Raw genomic sequence first — 21,908 nt, forward strand, 5'->3', positions numbered from 1 at the left:
ACCGTTAATGTTCCCCGGCCAGATCGCGCAGGATCGGCGGAAGGGCGGGCTTATCACCCTGTTCGGGCGGGAAAATCGCGGAAAAATCGAATAGTTCAGTATCCAGCAGGTGCGACGGCCGGACATTCATCAGCGACCGGAACATCACCTGCCGTCGTCCGGGCGTCCGCGCCTCCCATTCGTCCAGCATGCGTTTCACCTGGACGCGCTGCAGCCCTTCCTGGCTTCCGCACAGATCGCAGGGGATGATGGGATAGTTCATCGCCCGCGAAAAGCGGTCGCAATCGTCCTCGGCCACATAGGCTAGCGGGCGCAGGACGGTCAGGTCGCCATCCTCGTTCAACAGCTTCGGCGGCATGGTGGCCAGGCGGCCGCCATGGAACAGGTTCATGAAGAACGTCTCCAGCATGTCGTCGCGGTGATGGCCCAGCACGACGGCGGAACAGCCCTCCTCGCGCGCGATGCGGTACAGGTTGCCGCGGCGCAGACGCGAACACAGCGCGCAATAGGTGCGGCCGGCCGGGACCTTCTCCTTCACGATGGAATAGGTGTCCTGGTATTCGATCCGGTGCGGCACGCCGCGCGCCTTGAGGAACTCGGGCAGCACCGTGGCCGGAAAGTTGGGCTGTCCCTGGTCAAGGTTGCAGGCCAACAGCTCGACCGGCAGCAGCCCGCGCCACTGCAGCTCGTGCAGGATCGCCAGCAGGGTATAACTGTCCTTGCCGCCCGACAGGCACACCAGCCAGCGGTCGCCGGGGCGGACCATCGCGTAATCCTCGATCGCGGCGCGGGTCTCGCGGACCAGCCGCTTGCGCAGCTTGCGGAACTCGGTCCCCTGGGGGGCGCCCGCGAACAGGGGGTGGATCTCGGTTGTGTCAGCGTCGTCCAGCATCGCGGGCCCTTTCATGGTCGGGATCGGCGCCGGGCACCGGATCATAGCCGTGCCCGCCCCAGGGATGACAGCGCCCGATGCGCCGCAGGGCCAGCCAGCTGCCGCGCAGGGCGCCGTGGCGGGCCAGCGCATCCAGTGCATAGGCCGAACAGGTCGGCTGGAACCGGCAGCCATGCCCGACCCAAGGAGAGGCCAGCAGCCGATAGCCGCGCACCGGCAGCGCGACAAGGCGCGCCAGCGGGCTCATGCGTGGATCTTGGCCATGGCGCGCGCGAAATCGCCCTGCAGATCGGCAAAGGGCCGGGCGATGGTCGCTTCGGGGCGTCCGACCAGGACATAGTCCCATCCGGCCTGGCCCAGATCGCCCAGCCCAAGGCGGGCGACCTCGCGCAGGCGCCGCTTGGCGCGATTGCGGGCCACGGCATTGCCGATCTTCTTGGAGCAGGTGAAACCGATCCGTGCCGGGCCGTCATCATCCCGCCTGCGGGCCTGCAGCAGGAAGCCCGGCATTCCCTGACGGCGCGCACGGGCGGCGGCCAGGAAATCGGCGCGTTTCTGCAGGACGGGCGGCATGCGAAATGCCGCCGTGCCGACATCCCTTGGCTGAACTTCAGCAGGATGGGGCAGAGGCGGCATGTCGAAAGCCTTTACGTGGCGGTCGTGACCGCCGGCAGGATCACGAATGATCAGGCCGACAGACGCTTGCGGCCCTTGGCGCGGCGGCGGTTCAGCACCAGACGGCCGCCTTTGGTGGCCATGCGGGCGCGGAAGCCGTGACGGCGCGCACGAACGAGGTTCGACGGTTGGAAGGTGCGCTTCATGATCAGTCTCCGGGTCGGTTCTTGCGGGGCGGATCGGGACGGGGCAGATTGCAGAAGACTGCCCTGCACCACGACGCCGGTTGTTCGAAGCCCGCTGGATAGTGGACCCGCACGCCCACGTCAACCATCCAAACCGGTAAATCACGGGCCAATCGGTCCGGGAACCGGGTCAAGATCACATTCGTTTGATGTGCAAACCCGCAATCGCTTGGCTGACAAGTCCGGCCCGCGACACCATAACCCGGACACGATGCGACTGAACACGATCTCTGGCCGATTCGCCGCGCTGACAACCATGTTCGTCATCCTGGCAGAGCTGTTCATCCTGCTGCCATCCTTGGCGGGCTTCCGGCTGGACTATCTGGAGAGCCGGCTGGAAAGGGCGCAGATCGCCAGTCTGGCCCTGCTGGCCACCGACGAATCGATCGCTCTGGATCTGGAGGCCGAGCTGCTGCAGACGGCCGGCGTCTTCAACGTCGTGCTGCGGCGCAACGACGTGCGCCAGTTGGTCCTGTCGTCGCCCATCCCGGGCCCGATCGCCGCGACGTATGATCTGCGGTCCGAAGGCGTGCTGCACACGATCGGCGATTCGCTGCGGGCGCTGGCCGACCGACAGAATCGTGTGATCCGCGTCATCGGCGCACCGGTGAATCAGGCGGGCCAGCTGATCGAGATCACCATGGAGACCGCGCCCCTGCGTCAGGCGATGATCGACTACGGCCTGCGCCTGCTGGCGGTATCGGCCGCGTTCTCGATCCTGACGGCGGTCCTGCTGTTCACAGCCGCGCAACGGATGATCCTGGTGCCGATCCGCCGCGTGATCACCCACATGTCCGCCTATGCCAGCGCGCCCGAGGACAGCCGCCACATCATCATCCCCGACGCGCGCCTGGCGGAACTCCGCGAGGCCGAGACCGCCCTGCAGTCGATGCAGCAGACCGTGACGTCCTCCCTCAAGCAGAAGGAGCGGATGGCACAGCTGGGCCAGGCGATCGCAAAGATCAGCCACGACCTGCGCAACATCCTGACCACGGCGCAAATCTTTGCCGACCGTCTGGAGGACAGCGCCGACCCCAAGGTGCGCCGAGCCGCGCCCAAGCTGGTCAATTCGATCACCCGCGCCGTGAACCTGTGCGAGACGACGCTGGCCTTCGGCAAGGCCGAGGAGCCTGCGCCGACGCTGTCACGCTTCAACCTGGCGCAGCTGGCTGCCGAGGTGATCGAGGCCGAGACCCTGGCAGGAGAGGCGGCAGGGCGGGTCGAGTTCCTGACCGACATTCCCCCCAGCCTGGTGATCCGCGCCGATCGCGATCAGCTGTACCGCGTGCTGGCCAACCTGGCCCGCAATGCCCGCCAGGCGATCGAGGCGACCGGCGGCCCCGGCACGGTCGAGATCGGCGCCGGCGAGGCAGAGAGCGATTGGTGGATCAAGGTCTGCGATTCGGGACCGGGCCTGCCGGACAAGGCGCGCGAGTACCTGTTCAAGCCTTTCACGGGCAGCACGCGCCGCGGCGGCACGGGCCTGGGTCTGACGATCGCGGCCGATCTGGTGCGTGGGCACGGGGGCCGGCTGATCCTGCTGCGCAGCGATGCCGAGGGCAGCCAGTTCTGCATCCACATCCCCCGCGGGATGGCCGATCTGTCGGCCCGCGCCGACGCCGCGGCGCGCTGAAGGACGATTTGCCAAAAAGGAGTCATCTTTTTGTCTTTTCGCCCTTGCATCCCCCCGGCGTGGTCGCTAATTCCCACCGCATGTTGCACCCGTAGCTCAGCTGGATAGAGCACCAGACTACGAATCTGGGGGTCGGGCGTTCGAATCGCTCCGGGTGCACCATTTTTCCTTTTTTGTGAACACCATGCAAAATTGCCGTTTCTGTTACGGCTTTGCCTTTTTGGTGGTACAATATCTCCGCCCGCTCTTTCCTGTTCCGCCAGTGGCAAACCCATCGCTGCTTTTCGCTTTGGATGACCTCATGTCATCCGAAGGGCAAAGCAGGGTGCGCGCAGCCCAACCTGCGGCCGTACGGTGATCTGACACACGGGGCCCAAGTGGTGAAATTGGGAGGGATCCGCGCGCCCCGCGCGTGGGAGGAACCGGATTTCTCCGTGGAGGCTGACGCGCAGCGGCACCAGAGCCCGTGTTCGGATCGCCGGCCGGATGGCAGGCGGAAAAATGAAATGAAAGATCGTCAGCTGTGCCAGAGCGAAGCGGAGGCGCGGCTGTCTCCTGGATCAGCGATCGCGGTGCCCGCGATCACCATATACCTGAAAAGCAGCCTCTCGACTGCTAGGTAGTATCGACACAAAGAGTCCTTTGCGGTCATTGACCTCGCGCGGCGGCTATGCCTGATATGCCTGTAAGTTCGAGGTGGAGACATGCCGATTAATCGCCTGCTGGCAGTGTCCGCCACCATGCTTTTTGCAGTCGGCTGCACCCAGGATAGCCACCTCATGAAAATCCTCGGTAACGCGCTTCCTGCGGATGCATCACCTACCTTGACGGATAGCTGCACCAGCTTTTTCGGGTTTGGCCCTGCAGTAGGTATTTTCGAAGTCTCGCCGGAAGCGGCGAGAGAAGCGGCGGGTTTCAAAGGGCGCTTCGCCGACACCCCCTCGTGGTCTCAACACGGATCAATGGTCGAATTTGCGGAGGTGCGCTCTCGCGAAATCGCGGGAATCAATGCAACTCTGCTTGATGGAAAGGATTGCCTGCGAGAGATGACTGCCGGTGCGGACGAAATCATGTTCGGGGATACACCCGGCACATATTATTCGTCACCGGATCAGCAGGTGGTCATCGTACTTCTTTCCGGTGACTTGGGGAGAGGAGCGATATTTATCCAATCGCCGTAAGGAACGAATGACCGCTTCGTCCTGCATAGCCGCAGGCGACGCGGAGCCATCAAAGTAAATTATCTGGGGCTTATTATTATATAAATAGGCGAAATATTAAAGTATCACTTATGATTGCGCTTCTGGCGGCTGTATTGCCATATACAGCCTATACTCAGGAGCCGAAGCTGGATGATTTCAATATTAAGTTCAATACACTAGCAGATGGAGGGGATGTCACAACATATATATAAAATGGACGGATTTTTTATGGTAACGGAGAGCTTGGATAGGATATACCATGCGCCCAATCAAACCACGTTCTCACTAGAAAGAATACCGATCGCATCGATAGTCGATGTTTATGTGTCAAGCAACTCAGGAAAATTCGGGGTGTTTGTGGATGTGGATGACGCGGGACTAGATGAAAAATCCGATTTGAAGGTTGACTGCTTTGGCCGGGAATGGCCCCAAGAGCCGCGTAGCTCCACGCTCATACTGACTGGCTCAGACGAAAAGCTGGCGGAAAATTTATCATTATTGATACATGAAGAATTTGGAATTGAGTAATGGCTCAAAGGTTATTAGTGTAATTCCTCAAATGGCGCAGGAAGTTCGTGTTAGTTCGGGATGTTCTAAGCAAGAGTTGGGCGGACGGCAGCTTAGTCCCGCAGAGCGGCCACCGTTGTGGAGACCGGCCAGCGGCGCCAAGAGCCCATAGCCGTCAGTCGCCTGCATGGTATCGTCGATCCATGACTAACTCTGATTCAGGTAGGACCATGACAGGATCGCGGCACGTGGCCCAACAAGCGACCTCCTCGGGAATGCTCGCCGAGCAAAAGGCACTCAAGGCCTTGGCTTGGATGACAGAGCAATACCTACGGCGCGATGAGGGTGTCCTCGACAGCATGGCTATGAGTTCGGGTGAACTCGCCTTGGGTGTATTGGCAGAGCATGGACTTGTGACTTGGCTGCATGACGGGGTGCGCTTCGCAAGCTGGACCGATGAGGGGCGAAAACTTTTGGACAGGCAGAAGTAGCATTTTAGACCGAGAGCAATGATCGGCAGCTCCGTCCGCAATAGCTGACGCCGGAGCGCTAGGCGGGCGTGGAGGTGAGGAGCCCTTATTGACGAATGCTGCGTATATTACGAATTAGTATTATCTATTATGGCAAAACAACTGAATAGACTGAAAGTTGATCAATTGTTCCTGATAATCTAATCGATGACCAGTTATTATGACGTGCAAATATTAAAAGAAATTTTAATACTTGAAGAAAACGTAGGAAATTTTGAAATAGGTTTTCAAAGCCAAAAAGCTTTTCAGAGTTTTTAGCTCGCAGCATTCATACCTTTCCCTACTTAGCGGTGACCATCGGCCCGTTATTTTTTTGCATTGGCGTATGGATGGTATATACTTCCGCCACGTTTTTGCGAACCTCTATCGATGTAGAAGCCTTAGTGGTTGCTGTCGAGGAGCGTCGGGGAGACAACGGGATTGTCTTCAGGCCAACCTTCAAAGCTGAAACGCAGAATGGCAATAGCGTTCTATACTCCGGAAATACTTGGGTCGCTCATAAACCTCATGAAGCGGGAGAAACTGTTACGGCTCATTACGATCAAGCTACCGGCGTTCTCCGCAGCGGTCTACTCTTGAGAAATTTTCAATCTATGGGGAGTAAATTCATGGGCACCGGAGGTATCTTTGCTGTGCTAGGGATAGGATTCTTTGGAAGGCAGCTATACTTGCGCCGTTTAAAAACCTGAGTATGCTTCAGTCCAAACCTTTGCAGCTTTGTCCTGCATAGCCGCCGCCAGGGCGGCGCTAGGGCATATGCGCAAGGAGTCCAAAGCTGTCTTTGGCTTTGTAAGCTATAGCTGCATAACGTATCGCGCTGCGAAATTGCGGAATACACATTGCTTCTGCTGTGGAAGGCGGCATGCTTTGGTGCATGGACACCACAATAGTTCTCATCATTGTAGCAGTCATCGTGTTCTTGGTAGGCACGGTGATCGCCAATGGGCTCCTCTTTCGAGAGCATTATGCGGATTATGCAAAATCGCAGCTGGAAAAAGGCACGCGCACGTCCAAGCTAAGGTTTTTGCTGTACTATGGCTTAATTCTCAATCCTGCCGAATGGCTGGAGTCCCGTAACCGCCCTCGATATTATTTTGTATCGCTTCTTGCAGCCGCGATACTGATCTCGAAACTCGTGGTGGCTTTGATCTTGGAATGATTATTTCTTAGATCAGGTTAAAGTAAGGCTTCTGCCTTCAGCAACCAAACATCTGAAATAGAAAATCTTTAGACATTAAGCGAACGGCAGCTAGGTCCCGCATAGCGAACGGTTCACGATAGCCCCCATCCGTCATTTATGCGGGACCTTCCGGATGTCCGCTGCAGTTGCAGGACTCGTGTACCCGTCACCTCAAAGGCCGATACGAAGGAAGGAAAGCCGACTTCGCTGCGCCTGGGCTATGCTTGCTGTGCACCTCTTGTCACAACTGAGTGCGGGCGAATGGACCAGTATCGATACTTGAGAACGCTTCAATCACCTCTTTGAGATCCCTCCCTACACGAACCCTTTCTTTGAGGCCGTCAATCGTTTCACCGCTTTCTGCTCCAGCTACATGCGGGCGCACGTCCTCGAACGCCCTATGGATCGCTCTTCGCGGCAACGTTCCGTCCAACATCGAAAACGGCTGCCATCGCTGCATCTCGCAGCCCACGCCGAACGCAGACATGAGTAAGGAGGAGAGGGCCCGCCTCCTCCACCGTACTGGATTCAGATCCTCCTTGTGTAAAGACCTGCATAATATGAGATGGCAAACCCGCTATATGTGCCAAGTCCGGGATCGCACGGATCACAAACTTGCGTGCGTCAGGCGAAAACTGCGCCGCAGCACCCTTCGGCGATATGATCGGCTGGATTTTGTTCAGTTATGCGCCATCCATTCACCGTTGAAGCGTCGCGTTGAGCTTGGGGACTAAATACTGCGCTTTTTCACTATCAGATGGCAGATACCCATAGGCCTTTCCGAACAGATCGTCGAAGGTGGACGGCTTGATCATTCGAATAAGGTAGCCTGGATTGGCCTGCATCCATGAGAACATCCACTCGCAGATCCCGGCTACGGTGCCTGCCATATCATCTGGAGCATCGTTCAAAGCGTCGGACAAAGCTTTGAGAACGTGGAGGCCTACCATCAAAGCAAGGTCCCGGTACCTCTGATCGAGCACAGCGGCATCTTGATCCAAGGGGGATATGACAGACAGAGCGGCCCTCGTTCGGCTCGCAACCAATTGTTCGTCAACCGCTTTATGCTTTCGGAAAGCTGTAAGGCTTCGGGGCAAATCGATTCGATGCGGCCTCCGTCTTCGCCATCCAAATGGGTCTCCGTCAGACGGCTGACGACATACCGTTCCAGATCTCCGGCGTCCTCCGCTTCGTAATGAATACGGTCCATGACGGCTTCAAATGGATATTCATGAACTAAGCACTGATCGGACTGGCTGAAGACCTCGCGGAGCTGCGTCGATTGCCTACCAATCGTACCATCTTTATCTGAAAGAGGAACAACCCTACCGGGAATAATAAGCACGATACCCGAAGCGCTCTGACCCGCGCGTCCGGCCCGCCCGGCGGCATTCAGCAACGCAGCGGCATCGAGAAGATCACGGCGGTTCGTTTCACGATCAAAGCGACTGTCCTCAGCGATGATCACCAATTCGGCCGGCAGCTTCATCCCCTGCGCTAAGGTGGGTGTCGCGACGAGAACCTGTAGACCGCCGTCTCGACCGTATAGCCTCTCCGCTAAGTCTTTTTCCTAGGGAAGCAAAAGGCCGTGATGGGCCATGGCGGCGCTTTGCAGAGCAACGTTCTCGACGACGAGATAAGCATCGCCCGCGTTACCCACTTCATCGAGTACCGTTTCGTATAGACGCTTTTCAATTGTCGTAAGCTCGGTCGAAGGAGCGTTGATGATCGCAGACGCCTTTTTGGCGATCGACCATGCGTTGGGAACTGACTGGGAAAAGACGAGGGGCCGGAGTCCGGCAGCTGATGCCGAAGCAGCAATCTGCGACGCAAGCTCACCCGAGTTTGGAGTCAGACCCCATTGTTTACTAGCGGACAATAGGACCTCATGGTCCAAAAGTAAGAGCAGTGCGTACTCATCGCGCCTTGTTGACGCCCATGTCTGCTTTAAGCTGAAAAAGCCGAATGGGGCAGCGTTTAGGGTTCGATTGAGTGTAGCGGGCGGACCTAGTATGGTTCTTTTCTGCCAAGCCTCTCTTATATGCTGCTTATGACGTTCGATTGCGTCCGCTTGGTACACGACGCAGCCCGCAACTGTCGGGTCGGCTTCCAAACGTCATCAAGAGGGATGGACCGGCATTCCGTCAACTTCCCAAGCCATTCGGTGATCTCTCCCGTGTTCGTCACCATAGCCGATAGGAGGACAAGATCCGCATCTGGGTCAACCCGAGTAAAGCGGATCAGGCATAGCATTGCGTCGATAGCTCGCCGATTTCCGTCAGTCTTCGGATGGATCAGATGGCACTCGTCGAGGATGAGAAGTCCGATTTCCGCAAAGCTCTCAGGCTCGATATGGCTCGCGTAGAGGCATGCTTCCCCGGTCATTACTAGTATGTCGGGCAACTCTTCAGGCAACGTGTCTTCCTCTAAATCCTCTGCCCTCTGTCCCTTGACGCTGGTGTTCGGGAAGGCGGCCCGCAAGACCCGGGCGGTCTGATCGACCAGTGCATGGGTTGGCGCGAGGAAAACAACTTTTCAGATCTCGCAGAAGAGCTGCATGAATCTTTAATTGTGCGGTGGTCGATCTGCCTGCACCTTTTGGAAAACCAACTGCACAGGATGTGCCGGGTTCGAGGTAGCCTGCCCTGAATGCAGCTAGGTGGTTCGACCAGATATAAGTCCTCTTCTTCGCGACTCGCGCCATCGAATGATGCCAGCGATCGGAAGGTACACCGTCTGGCGGGTCAACGTTGATGACTGCTACTTCGATAAGCGCAGAACTTGCTACTTCGAGAAGCCGCGCCAAGTGAAATGGACCCGGAAAAGAGGCTACCACCATCGGCGGCAGGCCTTCCATTACGACAGCGTCGTCTGGTTTGGCTGACTTTGCGACGCCACGGAAAACCGCTGCATGTCGCTTCCTATCCGCGTCCGGGATGCCTCCTAAAACGGCCGCGAGCGCACGGATTGAGGTGCCGCCTGAAAGCTGGGCACTGACGTAAGCTCTGTTTTTGCTGTCTGCTGATCTTCATCACGAGGGAGATCGACGATGTCGAAACGAAAGCAGCACGCCCCTGAGTTCTTTTTTTGTAACGAAAGCTGAAGTCTTGGGGCGGGAAGTGATGAGGCATTGGAACGCCATTGGTCCGAGAGACGATGCCGAACGGCATGGTCGAACGCGACCATCCGGACCTGTCGATCGGCCGGCAGCGCGCTCTGCTGCAGGTCCCTCGTTCGTCCTTTTACTATACGCCGCAAGGTGAGACGGACCAGAACCTCGCGTTCGCCATGGACCTCGAACCAGTGGCGGCCACATGGCTCACTGCGGTTGATCGACGTGCGGTTCCTCGACACGCCTTTCCTTGGCGTCCGTCAGATGACCTGGCACCTGCGCAGTTGCAGGGACCGTGGCCCCAGTGGGGCCGCGCAAGCCCGAAAACGGCCACAAGGTGAACGAAAAGCGCATACGTCGGCTTATGCGCCTGACGGGTCTGATGCCGATCCACCAGAAGCCCAACACCCGCCGGCCGACGAAGGGACACAAGACTTACCCCTATCTGGCTCGCGCGGGCTGCGTGTGGCCCGGCCAAATCAGGTCTGGTGTGTGGACATCACCTATCTGCCGATGCGTCGCGGCGCTCGGCATGGCCTCGGACCAGTGGCGGCTCATGCCTCGCTCTCCCTGGTGGCGATCATGGACTGGCACACCCGCATGGTCCTGGCGTGGCGGATCTCGAACATCGAGCCATGGTCCGCCACTGGTCCGAGGGCCATGGCGAGGGGACGCCGACTTCTGCGTCGAGGCGCTGAACGAGACCATCTATCGGTTCGGACCGCCGGACATCATGACCATGGAGCATGGTCGCGCCATCGGTCCAAGCGGCCATGCGACGCCAAGGGTCCCACTTCACGTCGTTTGCCTGGACAGACCGCCTGCGACGGTCGGGCGTCCGCATCTCGATGGATGGCAAAGGCGTTCGCAAGCGCACCTTGGGCAACATCTTCATCGAGCGCTTGTGGCGCACCCTGAAATACGAATGCGTCTATTTGCATGCTTGGGAGACCGGATCACAGGCACGCACCGGTGTCCGCAACTGGATGGAATTCCACAACCACCGCCGGCCGCACAAGGCCCTTGGCGGCCGACCGCCGGCAGTGGTCTCCTCACTGACAGGAGAAGCAACGCAACCCGATCAGCAGGAGCAGATCAGAGCTTGAAAAGCGCCAGATCCCGTCAAAGGAATGGGGAGAACATCACATCGCAACCCTGGCCTAGGGCATGTTCATCATACGGATCGCGGCTGTCAGGGCGGTCTCAACCGGTCGTCGCAACATGGTCAGTTTCGGCGTTCGTGAGCAGCGCGTCCAGTGCCTCTGCCGGGGTTCTCCAGCCGAGGGTTTTGCGCGGACGTCCGTTGAGCGCAGCTGCAACAGCTTCGAGATCATCAGGACCGTGCAAGCTAAGATCGGTGCCCTTGGGGAAGTATTGGCGCAGCAGCCCATTGGTGTTTTCATTTGTGCCGCGCTGCCATGGGCTGTGAGGATCGCAGAAGTAGACCGGCAGATCAGCGGCAACGGTCAGTTCGGCATGACGGGCCATCTCGGACCCCTGATCCCAAGACAGCGACCGCCGAAGATGGCGGGGCAGATGAACGATGCTCCGCACGATGGCATCGCGCACGGCCTCGGCACCGTGACCCGCAAGAGGCGGCCCATTCTTCACGCGTGGTCCGTCACCATGCCCGGGCATCCGTGGAAGGTGCAGCAACAGCGTTAAGCGCGTCTGCCGCTCGACCAGCGTGCCGATGGCAGAGCGGTTGAGGCCGATGATGAGGTCGCCTTCCCAATGGCCGGGGACGGCACGATCCGCAGCTTCGGCGGGGCGCTCGCTGATCATGATTTCGGATGTCACGAAGGATTTTCCTCGGCCGGCAGTCCGGGCACGGGGCACACGCAACGCTCGACCAGTGCGCAAACACGCCGTCAGCTCACGGCGCAGAGCGCCACGCCCCTGAATGTAGAGCGCCTGGTAGATGGCCTCGTGACTGATCCGCATGGTCTCGTCCCCTGGAAAGTCGATGCGCAACCGACCGGCAATCTGCTCGGGACTCCAGGCTTTGGCCCACCGACGCGATTGCCGCCGTCCATGTCGCCGGCCTTTCCAGGCTGTAGGCGGGCCAACAACGACCGAGCCACCCGGGTGCGAGATATGGCCGGAGAGCCTGTCCTGCACATACTGCCGCAAAGCCGCGTTCGTCGCCAGCTTTGCGGCCTTTGGCCGCTCGGCCGCGCGCTCGGCATGCCACTGGGCCGTGGTCGCACGATACTCAAACCCGCCGGAGCGTGTGGCGGCATTGCGACGGATCTCCCGCGAGATAGTCGACGCAGCGCGGCCAAGACGGCGGGCAATCTCACGCAAGCCGACATTCTGCACCAAGAGCAGAGCGATCTCTTCACGCTCTTCCAGGCACAGGTAGCGCCGAGACGGTGCCGCCGCGGATGGAGCTAGATGTGAAGGGGGCATGCCGCCAGCCTTTCGAAACCACCGTGTTCCGACCGGCTGCGAGATGCCGGTCCGGGCGGCAGCGTCCTCGCTGGAAAGACCCAATGCAATCAGGGACCAGAAACGGCGCCGCTCCGACTGCCTTGCCACTCCCGGCCGCCCTGGTGAGCGCAATTTGCGCCTCGTCGACTGTTCGGATCTTCGTTTGCCTGTCGTCATCGCAACCTCCATCAGCAGAGTGTTGCGACGACCGGTTGAGACCGCCCAATACTCCTCTGTCGACTACCAGTCGCTGAAAACGCGGCATCCTGATCTCAATGAGCGAGCGCAGGAACTGTTACGACAACGCGATGATCGAGACGTTCTTCAAGACTCTCAAGTCCGAGCGGGTTTGGCTGGTCGACTGGCAATCCCACCAGCAGACTGAAAGCGCCGTCGCCAGATACATCGACGGGTTTTCTAACCCCGTCAGGCGACATTCATTGCTTGGCTTCCAAAGCCCCACCGCCTTCGAGCGAATGGCCCCAGACATGAGCTAAACGCTCTCTACAAAAGCCGGGCAAGTCCAATGATGGTGTGCTGCTTCAGTAGGTAATCACGATAAAGTGATGACCAGCGTCCTGCGGAGATTCCAGATCTTACAACCCAAGAGTGCGTAGAGTTTAAATTGCTCACCTTTAAGACTTTCTGCACTGTCTGCATTTGTTTTATCTAAACATTTCGGTACGTTTCACCTCCGTTTCAGCGATAATTCACGTTGCTGAGAGGCGACGTGTCCTGAGCAGATTTCGTTCGCTCGGAACGTATCACTGCTAGAGTTGCAGCCCATCTCGACTGGAACCGTACCGTTCGGTTCTTTCTTGGTCATGCATCTTCGCGTACATAATGTGGTAATGAAGGTTAACAGGGTCGCCGTCGCGGTCCTGCACTTGGCCCCTGCAGTATTTGCGCACGGGCCCCGATCGGAGCGAGGCCAGACCATGCGACACGGCATCCGACCCCATCCCCCGTGCCTGCACTGGCCGATCGCTTACTGACCCCTGAAGGGTGCCTTCGGGCGCCCCGGCAATTCCGATTACCTGATTGGCCCCCAGAGCTGTTCTGCGGGGACGGACCTCTTACGCCCCTGTTCTAAGGAGACGCCCATGCCCGTCCTTACCCAACTTGAAGGCACGACCATTACCGGAACCGTCGACTCTCCGGTGGTGACGCTGCCGCCCACCTCCGTGCTGAATGATTTCGGCGCCGGCCAGTCCTTTGACGGCTATCGCGTCCAGGACGATGAGACCGGACCGAACACCGTTACTGCCGGTGAGTTCCTGACGCCGATCATCGATGGAGAGCCCCTGCCGGGCACGTATCTAGGGTCCGGCGTCCTGTCGACAGCGGCCGCCAATATCGGTCAGCTGTCGGGTGCGTTGACCAACGGCGTCCGCCTGCAGGTAAATCCAGTGGACGTCGACTATTTCCGCGACAATGACGGCAACGTGTATTTCATCAGCGATCAGCCCCTGACCGCAGACCGCCTTCAGGCGACCCTCACTGTTCGGGTCCTTGGTGTGAACACGACCGTGACGGTTCCGCTCAACGAGGTGAACCAAACCATTGCAGGGCTGGACCCGACAGGGGCTCTGCGTGCCGCGCTGCCGCAAGTCACAGGATTGACCCAGCAGGTGCTTGATACCGCCGTGATCAATACCACGATCAGCGGTGACGGGACGCTCGTGCTGGCGGATGACGATATCGAAATCGTGTGCTTTGCCGCCGGCACCCTGATCGACACGCCGGATGGGCCGGTGGCCGTCCAGACCCTTCGCCCGGGCGATCTGGTCATGACGCGCGACAACGGGGCGCAGCCGCTGCGCTGGACGGGATCGCAGCGCCTGTCCGCGGTGGCGCTGGCGCGCAATCCGCGCCTGACGCCGGTCCGCATCGCGGCAGGTGCCCTAGGCATCAACACACCGTCCCGGGATCTGATTGTCTCTCCCCAGCATCGGGTGCTGGTGCGGTCCCGGATCGCGCAGCGCATGTTCGGTACGTTCGAGGTGCTGGTCGCGGCCAAGCAGCTGCTGTCGCTGGACGGGTTCGAACTGGCCACCGATCTGGCCGAGGTCGAATATTTCCACATCATGTTCGACCGCCACGAGGTAATCCGGTCCAACGGGGCGGATACCGAATCGCTCTATACCGGCGTGCAGGCCCTGCGCATGGTCGGCCCGGCCGCACGGCAAGAGCTGCTGACCCTGTTTCCGGACCTGGTCGATGCGGGTCGCGCGACCCTTCCCGCACGCGATCTTCCGCAGAACAGGATGGTGCGCAAGATGGCCGAACGCCATCAGCGCAACGCCTGCGCACTGGTGGGCTGAACCGCCGGCGCGACAGCAAGAAGGCCGCCCATCACGGGCGGCCTTTTCGATTCAGGCCCGTCGTGCCTTGCGGGCACGCTGCCAGGGGGCGCCGTGCTCCAGCCACAGGGCCGACACCCACCACAGCGCCACGCAGGCCCACAGATCGACCGCAAGACGCCGCCACGTGGGCTGGTCCGCGGGGGTCATCTGGAACGCGTCGCCCAGCACCGACAGCAGCACGCAGGCCACGAAGGCGAACAGTCCGCCCTTGCCGATCTGCTGCAATGCGACGCCGGGGCGGGTGGCCGCCAGCCATTCCATCGGCCGCGCCAGGGGGACCGAGACCAGCCACGCGGCGGCGACGATCGCCAGATAGCGGGTGCCGTCCAGGCTCCATTTGTCGATGGTGCCATAGACCTGCATCAGCGCTTGGCGAAACGCCAGCGCGGGCTCTCCGATCCGGGCGCCGATGACGATGGCGCTGCCGAAGGCGAACATGCCGATCGCCAGCACGGTCAGCACGTGCCGCCACGGCCACAGAACCGCCATGATCGTCTGGCGATAGAGGCCGATCGCCGTACCTGTATAGAACAGCATCTGCCAGCCGAACGGGTTGAACAGGAAGCCGTTCTCGGTCCGGTGGTTCGGGATCATCGCGTTCAGTTCGGGCGCGTGCCACCACAGCAGGACCGACCCCAGCGCCACGATCAGCGGCCAGCGCAGCATCAGCGGCACCACGACCACCGAAAGGGTGATCAGGATCACGTAGACGGCCAGCACATCGATGATGTTGGGCTGGACCCAGAAGGTGGCGACCGTGCCGACGAAGCCCAACGGGTTCTCCAGGATCCAGATCGCGTACTGGTTCCAGATCGCCGTGTGCGGACGATCCAGCGCCAACAGGGCCGCCGACAGCAGGGCCATCAGTACTGCGCCGATCAGCATGGCGCGCCAGACCTCGAACGCGCGGCGGGCGAACCGGCGCTGGGCCATGCGGCGTCCCTCGCGAGTTTCAACGCTGCGCCAGACGAGGCCCACCAGGAAGCCGGACAGCAGCACGAACATCTCGGACGCATCGAAGATCGAGAAGTTCGGCAGCGTCGTCCCCCGCAGGACCGAGATCGGCATGTGGTTGATCATGATGCTGACCAGCGCGTAGCCGCGCAGCATATCCAGCGCAATCAGACGGTTCATGCGGGCAACCGGCTCCACCGGGTCAGGAGGGCCGGATCCAGCAGCATGGCGTCCGTTTCGGTGCGATCCATGTCGTCAAGGGCGGCGACCTGTCCGCTGGCATGCTCGATCTTGGCGCCGGCGGTGATCCGGGCCAGGCGGACCGCGCGGGGCAGGTCGTCGGGCAGGGGGGCCAGCATCGCGACATGGCGCGCCAGCAGGTCCGCGTCGGACCCAAGCCGCAGCAGGCTGTCGCGCCCGGTCATGGCCTGGGGCAGGGACCGGCTGATGGCCGCGGCCTCTGTCAGGATGGCGGGGGGATCGCGTTCTTCGGGGGTGACCAGCAGGCCGCGCAGACGTGCCCACCGGCCGAAGACCGGGCTGGCCGACAGACGCGAGGTCAGAGGCGACAGGATCAGCCCCGCCAGGATCGGCGACAGCCAGATCAGCTGGGCAGGAGAGAAGGTCGCCAGCACGATCAGCGTGCCCAGGCCCAGGACGACATGCGCCCAGTGATGGCGCAGCACCACGCCCCAGGACGGCATCGACCCGGCGCGGGTCTGCGCGTTCCAACCGCTGTCGCGGCCCGACAGGATCTCGAAGATCTGGCGGGTCTGGACCAGCATCTGCACGGGCGCGATCAGCGCGGACAGGACCGTCTCGAAGATGGCGCTGGCAAAGATGCGTACGCGGCCGCCGGAATTGCGCGCCAGGGGACGCGCCCAGGCCCGGAAGGTCGCGATGAACTTGGGCAGAAGCAGCAGGCCCATGGCGATGGCGAACAGCCACAGCATCCGGCGGCTGTCGAAGACCGGCCATTCGGGGAACAGCTGATAGGCGTTGGGGAAATATTCCGGCGTCGACAGCAGCACGGTGGCCGACAGGACCAGACCCACCAGGATCAGGGCCAGCCACAGCGGGCTCATCAGAAAGCCCATGATGCCGATGATCATGTGCGCCCGGCTGACACCGCGCAGGCCCTTGACCCCCAGCAGGCGGGAATGCTGCAGGTTGCCCTGCGCCCAACGGCGTTCGCGCACGGCCATGTCCAGCAGCGTGGGCGGGCATCCCTCATAGCTGCCGCGCAGGTCGTGATCCAGGCGCACGGCCCATCCGGCCCGGCACAGGGCGGCGGCTTCGACGAAATCGTGGCTGAGGATGGTGCCCCCGAAGGGCGGATTGCCGGGCAGGCGGGGCAGGCCGCAGGCCTGGGCAAAGGCGCTGACGCGGATGATCGCGTTGTGACCCCAGTAGTTGCCGGTATCGCCCGACCACGCGGCCACGCCGCGCGCGATCATCGGGCCATAGACGCGGCCCGCGAACTGGGTCAGGCGGGCAAAGATCGTCTCTCCGCCGACCAGCATGGGCATGGTCTGGATCAGGCCCGCCTGGGGGTCCGCCGACATGCGCGCCGACAATGCGCGGATGGTGGCGCCCGACATCACGCTGTCGGCGTCCAGCACGACCATCTGGTCATAGCGTCCGCCCCATTGGCGCACGAATTCCGCCAGATTGCCCGACTTCCGATCGTCGTTGGACAGGCGGCGGCGATACCACAGGGGCAGCGGCGACAGGGCGCGGGCGCGGTCGATCACCAGCGTCTCGTTGACAGCGATGGCGGGGTCGCGGGTGTCCGACAGCACGAAGATCTCGGTCCGATCGGCCATGCCCTCGGCCTCCAGCTCTCGGGCAAGGGCGACCAGAAGGCCCGTGCTGGTCGCGACATCCTCGTGATAGATCGGCATGACGACGACGACGCGGGCATCGTTCGGCCCATCCGGCGTGGTCAGGCGGGGGGCCAGGAACCCGGCCAGCGTCCCGCAGAAGGAAAAGCCCACCCAGGCAAAAGTCGGCACGAACAGCACCAGCAGCGCGATCTGCATCGGCGTGGGATCGGCGCCGAAGGCCGCCAGCATCTGCGAAAAGCCCACGACGGCCAGGACCGCGGTGCCGCCAAAGGCGATGAGCCGCGCCAGCCAGACGCGAAGGCTGTTCATGCGCCGCGTGGGCCCCGCCTGCGGGTGGCGCGCGAAATCCTGCACGGGCATCGTCAGCGGCGCCAGAGGCGGCACAACGGGTGCCACGGCCGGCGCGTCGGAACGACCGGCCGTCGTCATGTCATGGTCCATGGTCATGCCGTCCAGCGCGTCAGCCAGGTCTCGCTGAGGGCGAGGCCGTCGGGATCGGTCAACAGCGCGCTAAGTTCGGACAGCTGCGTCCGCCCCGGTTCGAATTCGAATGCCAGGCGCAGCACGCCCTGTTCCGGCAGCGGTTTCAGATAGGCATGCGCGATCCGGCCCTCGGACGCGCTGACCTGATAGTTGGGCAGCGTCTCGCGGAACATGCCAAGATCGAAATCGATGATATAGCTGCGCGTCGTCTCGACATTGATCGACCGGCCGGACCGCACCTGCCGGACCTTGGCCAACGGCAGGTTGCTGGGCGGCAGACCCGCAAAGCTGAGGCGATAGCGGAACTCGGTCCGCTCTCCGCCGGGGATCGTGTCGGAGGGCAGCCAGTAGCTGACGATGTTGTCGTTGAACTCGTTCTCGACCGGGATCTCGATCAGGCGCACCTCGCCCGCGCCCCAATCGCCCTCGGGCTCGATCCAGGCAGAGGGACGCAGATGGTACATCGCCTCGGCATCCTGATAGGTCTCGAAGTCGCGGGGCCGCTGGACCAGGCCAAAGCCGCGCGGATCGGTGTCGACGAAACTGCTGATCTGCAGGTTGCGCGGCGACATCAGCCCGCGCCACAGCGACTGGCCCGCACCGGTCTGCATCTGCAGCCCGTCGCTGTCGTGGCAGGCGGGGCGATAGTCGTCGACGACCCGGCGGCTGGCCGGGCTGAACCAGAACATCGACGTCAGCGGCGCCAGGCCCGTCTCGCGCAGATCGACGCGCGGGAACAGCGCGACGCGGGTCCGCACCATGGTCACCGCGCCGGGCGTCACGTCGAACTGGAACGCCGCCGCGACCGACTTGCTGTCCAGGATCGCATAGATGCGGACGCTTTCCGCGCCGGGCTTGGGCTCGACGATCCAGAAGTCGGTGAACAGCGGGAATTCCTCGCCGTCGGGGCTGCCGGTCTTGATGGCCAGGCCGCGCGCGGACAGGCCGTACAACGTGCCGCGCGCCACCGCGCGGAAATAGCTGGCGCCCTGAAAGACGATGAACTCGTCCATGACGCCGGGGCGGTTCAGTGGCGTGCGCATCCGGAACCCGGACCAGCCCATGTTGCCGATCGTGTTTAGGTCCGGGCCGTTGGGGAAATAGCGTTCGTCGAATTCCAGCAGCGCCGGGTCGAACGGGATCGGCCGGGTGACGCCGTCGCGGACCAGGTTGATCTGCACCGGTTCATAAAAGATCGAACCGGGCGACAGCAGGTCCACCCGGAAGGTCGCGTTGCCCGCCAGCGGGTCCTGGTCGCGGCGGAAACGGATGCCGCGATACTGGTCATAGTCCAGGTTGGCAAAGCTGCCGACCAGTTCCGCGACCGGCTGGACGTAAAGGCGCGCGGACCGCTCCTGCGCCAGAGTCGCGACCTGTTCAAAGTCGAAGGGCTGCGGGGCAGGGGGCCCGAAGGCTGCGGGGTCCACGCCTTCGGCAGGCGCCTGGGCCTGTGCCGGGACCGCCATCAGCGATCCACCGGCAGCCAGGGCGGTGGCAGCATTGAGAAATTGACGACGTTTCATATCCGGGGATGTCTCGACAAGGATAAGCGAATATACGCGGCACGCCGCAGTGCAGCAAGCATGCCGGGCGGTTTGCTCGCTTATCGGCCGATATGGGCCCGCCGGGCAAGCAGGAATCGGCCTTATCGGTTCATTGTCGTGCCAGCCAGGCCGTCACGGGGCCGCGCACGCTGGTCAGGCCCTCGGCCTCGGCCTCCTCGATGACGCGGGCCAGCTCGACGATGCTGATGCGCCGGATGAGGTGCTTGACCGGTCCGATCGACGCCGGCCGCATCGACAGGCGGTGGATGCCCAGGGCCGCAAAGACCAGCGCCTCGACCGGCCGCCCGGCATCCTCGCCGCAAAATGACAGCGGCACGCGGGCATCGGCGCAGCGCGCGATGATCTGGCGCAGCATCGACAGGAACGACACGTTCAGCGTGTCATAGCGGCGGCGGACCCGCTCGTTCTCGCGGTCGGCGGCAAAGAAGAACTGCTTCAGGTCGTTGCCGCCGATCGAGATGAAGTCGCACATCTCGAAAAACCGCTTGGGTGCGAAGGCCAGCGACGGCGTCTCCAGCATGGCGCCGACGCGGATGTCGCTGGGCATGGAATGCCCCAGGCGCTGTTCGCGCGCCATCTCCTGCATCAGGATGCGGTGTGCGGCCTCGTATTCCGTGATGTCCGCGATGAAGGGGAACATGACGTGCAGGGGCCGGCCCACGCTGGCGCGGATCAGGGCCTGCAGCTGCATCCGCAGCACGCCGCGCTTGTCCAGCCCCACGCGGATCGCGCGCCACCCCATCGCGGGGTTCGGTTCGTCCTGCGGCTTCATGTAGGGCAGAACCTTGTCCGACCCGATGTCCAGCGTGCGGAACATCACCGGCTTGCCTTGGGCGTTGTCCATGACGCGCGCATACAGACCGGCCAGCTCGGCGCGCCGGGGGACGTGGCTGCGGACCAGGAACTGCAGTTCGGTCCGGAACAGGCCAACCCCCTCGGCGCCCGACCCCTCCAGCGAGGGCAGGTCGGCCATCAGGCCCGCGTTCATGAACATCTGGATGGTGGTGCCGCAGGTGCCCGTGGCGGGCTGGTCGCGCAGGTCGGCATAGCGGTCCTGCGCCTCGGCCTGCATGGCGATCTTGTCCAGGAACGCCTTGTGAACGGTCTCCTCGGGGCGCAGGTGGACGACGCCCTGATCGCCGTCGACCAGGATCGGGTCGCCGTTCAGCGCCTCGGTGGTGATGCGGGTGGCGTGGATGACCAGCGGAATGGCCAGCGCGCGGGCGACGATGGCCGCGTGGCTGCCGACCGATCCCTCCTCCAGCACGACGCCCTTCAGCCGACGCCCGTATTCCAGCAGCTCGGCCGGGCCGATGTTGCGGGCGACCAGGATCGGGCGTTCGGGCATCTCGGCGCCGGTGTCGTGTCCCTGTCCGGTCAGGATGCGCAGCAGGCGGTTGGACAGGTCGTCCAGATCGTGCAGGCGATCGCGCAGATAGGGGTCGGCGGCCATCTCCAGCCGGGCGCGGGCGCCGGACTGCTCCTTCTCCACCGCGGCCTCGGCCGAAAGGCCAAGGCGGATGTCCTCCTCCATGCGCTTCAGCCAACTGCGCGAATGGGCGAACATCCGATAGGTCTCCAGGACCGCGGCATGATCGCCGTCGCCCATGTCGACCGCGCCCAGCATCCTGTCGACCGTCTCGCGCAGGGTCTCCACGCCCTCGTGCAGGCGGGCCAGCTCCTTGTCGGGGTCGTCGCCGACCGGGTTGGCGATGACCACGCGCGCCTCGTGCAGCCAGACGCGCCCCTCGGCCACGCCCTCCTGGCCGGTGGCGCCGCGCACCAGAAGCGGAAAGCGGTGCGCCAGCGGCAGGCTGTCCGACTGGCTGCCCTGGAACGCGCCCAGTTCGGTCATCTCGGCCAGGACCATGGCCACGACCTCCAGGCCATAGACCTCGTCCTCGGAGAACTGCCGGGCGGTCGCGCATTGCACGACCAGGACGCCAAGCCGTTCCCCGACCCGCTGGATCGGCACGCCCAGGAAGGCGGGAAAGACCTCTTCGCCGGTCTCGGGCATAAAGCGGAAGCCGGGCTGGGCGGGGGCGTTCGCGGTGTTCACGTTGCGCCCGGTTCGGGCGACGCGGCCGACCAGACCCTCGCCCAGGCGCAGCCGGGTCTGGTGGACGGCCTCGGGGCGCAGCCCTTCGGTCGCGCACAGTTCCAGCGTGTCGGCATCGCGGAACAGATAGATCGAGCAGACCTCGGTGCCCATCGAATCGGCGATGTGGTGGGTGATCTGGTCAAGCCGATCCTGCCCACCGCCCGCCGCGGCCAAGATTTCCTTGAGCCGCTTCAGCAGCTTGCGAGAGTCGCTGTCGGTGCGATCCTGCATCGCCTGCCCCGC

Annotated in this window: 16 protein-coding genes, 1 tRNA gene and 3 pseudogenes; 8 read left to right on the forward strand and 12 right to left on the reverse strand. The window is 62.3% G+C overall.

From position 1 onward, the window contains the following. Positions 1–4: 4 nt before the first annotated feature. Genes ttcA through rpmH form a run of 4 tightly spaced genes read right to left on the reverse strand, consistent with a single transcriptional unit; the run spans position 5 to position 1,713 of the window. Positions 5–892: a tRNA 2-thiocytidine(32) synthetase TtcA gene (gene ttcA, locus PRL19_RS08200; protein ID WP_045982130.1), complete on the reverse strand. Its 888-nt coding sequence runs from the start codon at positions 890–892 to the stop codon at positions 5–7. Beyond that, positions 876–1,139, reverse strand: coding sequence for a membrane protein insertion efficiency factor YidD (gene yidD / locus PRL19_RS08205; RefSeq protein ID WP_045982129.1), 264 nt, complete (start codon positions 1,137–1,139; stop codon positions 876–878). The genes ttcA and yidD overlap by 17 nt, the downstream gene beginning before the upstream one ends. After that, positions 1,136–1,528: a ribonuclease P protein component gene (gene rnpA / locus PRL19_RS08210; protein WP_420704387.1), complete on the reverse strand. Its 393-nt coding sequence runs from the start codon at positions 1,526–1,528 to the stop codon at positions 1,136–1,138. Before rnpA ends, yidD begins: the two co-directional genes overlap by 4 nt. Positions 1,529–1,578: 50 nt before the next feature. Further along, on the reverse strand, positions 1,579–1,713 hold the full coding sequence (rpmH, locus tag PRL19_RS08215) for a 50S ribosomal protein L34 (protein WP_042247969.1): 135 nt from the start codon (positions 1,711–1,713) through the stop codon (positions 1,579–1,581). Between the two features lie 250 nt (positions 1,714–1,963). Here rpmH and PRL19_RS08220 point away from each other — a divergent pair, with 250 nt between their 5' ends. The 5 genes from PRL19_RS08220 to PRL19_RS08240 all read left to right on the forward strand — a co-directional run bounded on the left by PRL19_RS08220 (position 1,964) and on the right by PRL19_RS08240 (position 6,783). Next, entirely contained in the window at positions 1,964–3,385 is a 1,422-nt protein-coding gene (locus PRL19_RS08220) for a sensor histidine kinase (protein WP_046000117.1), read from the forward strand. Between the two features lie 85 nt (positions 3,386–3,470). Continuing rightward, positions 3,471–3,547 (forward strand) — tRNA-Arg (locus PRL19_RS08225). A 542-nt stretch (positions 3,548–4,089) separates the two neighbouring features. After that, complete coding sequence (locus PRL19_RS08230; protein WP_273742599.1) at positions 4,090–4,566, forward strand: hypothetical protein; 477 nt, start codon at positions 4,090–4,092, stop codon at positions 4,564–4,566. A 776-nt stretch (positions 4,567–5,342) separates the two neighbouring features. Next, the gene (locus tag PRL19_RS08235; RefSeq protein ID WP_273742600.1) at positions 5,343–5,585 is read left to right on the forward strand and encodes a hypothetical protein; all 243 of its coding nucleotides are present in this window, start codon (positions 5,343–5,345) and stop codon (positions 5,583–5,585) included. A gap of 913 nt (positions 5,586–6,498) precedes the next feature. After that, entirely contained in the window at positions 6,499–6,783 is a 285-nt protein-coding gene (locus PRL19_RS08240) for a hypothetical protein (protein WP_273742601.1), read from the forward strand. Positions 6,784–7,502: 719 nt separating this feature from the next. On the opposite strand, the gene PRL19_RS08245 is transcribed toward PRL19_RS08240, so the two are convergent. The 3 genes and pseudogenes from PRL19_RS08245 to PRL19_RS15735 form a co-directional block, all read right to left on the reverse strand. Beyond that, positions 7,503–7,754, reverse strand: a complete 252-nt coding sequence (locus PRL19_RS08245) for a hypothetical protein (protein ID WP_273742602.1) — start codon at positions 7,752–7,754, stop codon at positions 7,503–7,505. After that, on the reverse strand, positions 7,754–8,293 hold the full coding sequence (locus tag PRL19_RS08250; RefSeq protein WP_273742603.1) for a hypothetical protein: 540 nt from the start codon (positions 8,291–8,293) through the stop codon (positions 7,754–7,756). The genes PRL19_RS08245 and PRL19_RS08250 overlap by 1 nt, the downstream gene beginning before the upstream one ends. A gap of 548 nt (positions 8,294–8,841) precedes the next feature. Continuing rightward, positions 8,842–9,327: pseudogene (locus PRL19_RS15735) on the reverse strand (DEAD/DEAH box helicase); the annotation flags it as partial. Between the two features lie 926 nt (positions 9,328–10,253). Between PRL19_RS15735 and PRL19_RS15740 the strand changes: the two are divergent. Next, a pseudogene (locus PRL19_RS15740) lies at positions 10,254–10,956 on the forward strand (integrase core domain-containing protein); the annotation flags it as partial. Positions 10,957–11,119: 163 nt separating this feature from the next. Here the strand turns inward: PRL19_RS15740 and PRL19_RS08260 are convergent. Further along, complete coding sequence (locus tag PRL19_RS08260) at positions 11,120–12,526, reverse strand: IS30 family transposase (RefSeq protein WP_232303292.1); 1,407 nt, start codon at positions 12,524–12,526, stop codon at positions 11,120–11,122. Positions 12,527–12,609: 83 nt separating this feature from the next. Here PRL19_RS08260 and PRL19_RS08265 point away from each other — a divergent pair. Then, positions 12,610–12,846, forward strand: a pseudogene (locus tag PRL19_RS08265) (integrase core domain-containing protein); the annotation flags it as partial. A gap of 606 nt (positions 12,847–13,452) precedes the next feature. Beyond that, entirely contained in the window at positions 13,453–14,673 is a 1,221-nt protein-coding gene (locus tag PRL19_RS08270; RefSeq protein WP_045981470.1) for a Hint domain-containing protein, read from the forward strand. 51 nt (positions 14,674–14,724) lie between these two features. Here the strand turns inward: PRL19_RS08270 and opgC are convergent, their stop codons facing one another. The 4 genes from opgC to ptsP all read right to left on the reverse strand — a co-directional run bounded on the left by opgC (position 14,725) and on the right by ptsP (position 21,896). After that, on the reverse strand, positions 14,725–15,849 hold the full coding sequence (gene opgC, locus PRL19_RS08275; protein ID WP_045981540.1) for an OpgC domain-containing protein: 1,125 nt from the start codon (positions 15,847–15,849) through the stop codon (positions 14,725–14,727). After that, complete coding sequence (mdoH, locus tag PRL19_RS08280; protein ID WP_148910540.1) at positions 15,846–17,963, reverse strand: glucans biosynthesis glucosyltransferase MdoH; 2,118 nt, start codon at positions 17,961–17,963, stop codon at positions 15,846–15,848. Before mdoH ends, opgC begins: the two co-directional genes overlap by 4 nt. Next, positions 17,960–19,465, reverse strand: a complete 1,506-nt coding sequence (locus PRL19_RS08285; protein ID WP_273742605.1) for an OpgD/OpgG family glucan biosynthesis protein — start codon at positions 19,463–19,465, stop codon at positions 17,960–17,962. The genes mdoH and PRL19_RS08285 overlap by 4 nt, the downstream gene beginning before the upstream one ends. A 187-nt stretch (positions 19,466–19,652) precedes the next feature. Continuing rightward, a complete protein-coding gene (ptsP, locus tag PRL19_RS08290; protein WP_127897964.1) occupies positions 19,653–21,896 on the reverse strand; it encodes a phosphoenolpyruvate--protein phosphotransferase in 2,244 nt (747 codons plus the stop codon). Between the last annotated feature and the right edge of the window lie 12 nt (positions 21,897–21,908).

This window comes from Paracoccus marcusii (assembly GCF_028621715.1).
Taxonomy (GTDB): Bacteria; Pseudomonadota; Alphaproteobacteria; order Rhodobacterales; family Rhodobacteraceae; genus Paracoccus; species Paracoccus marcusii.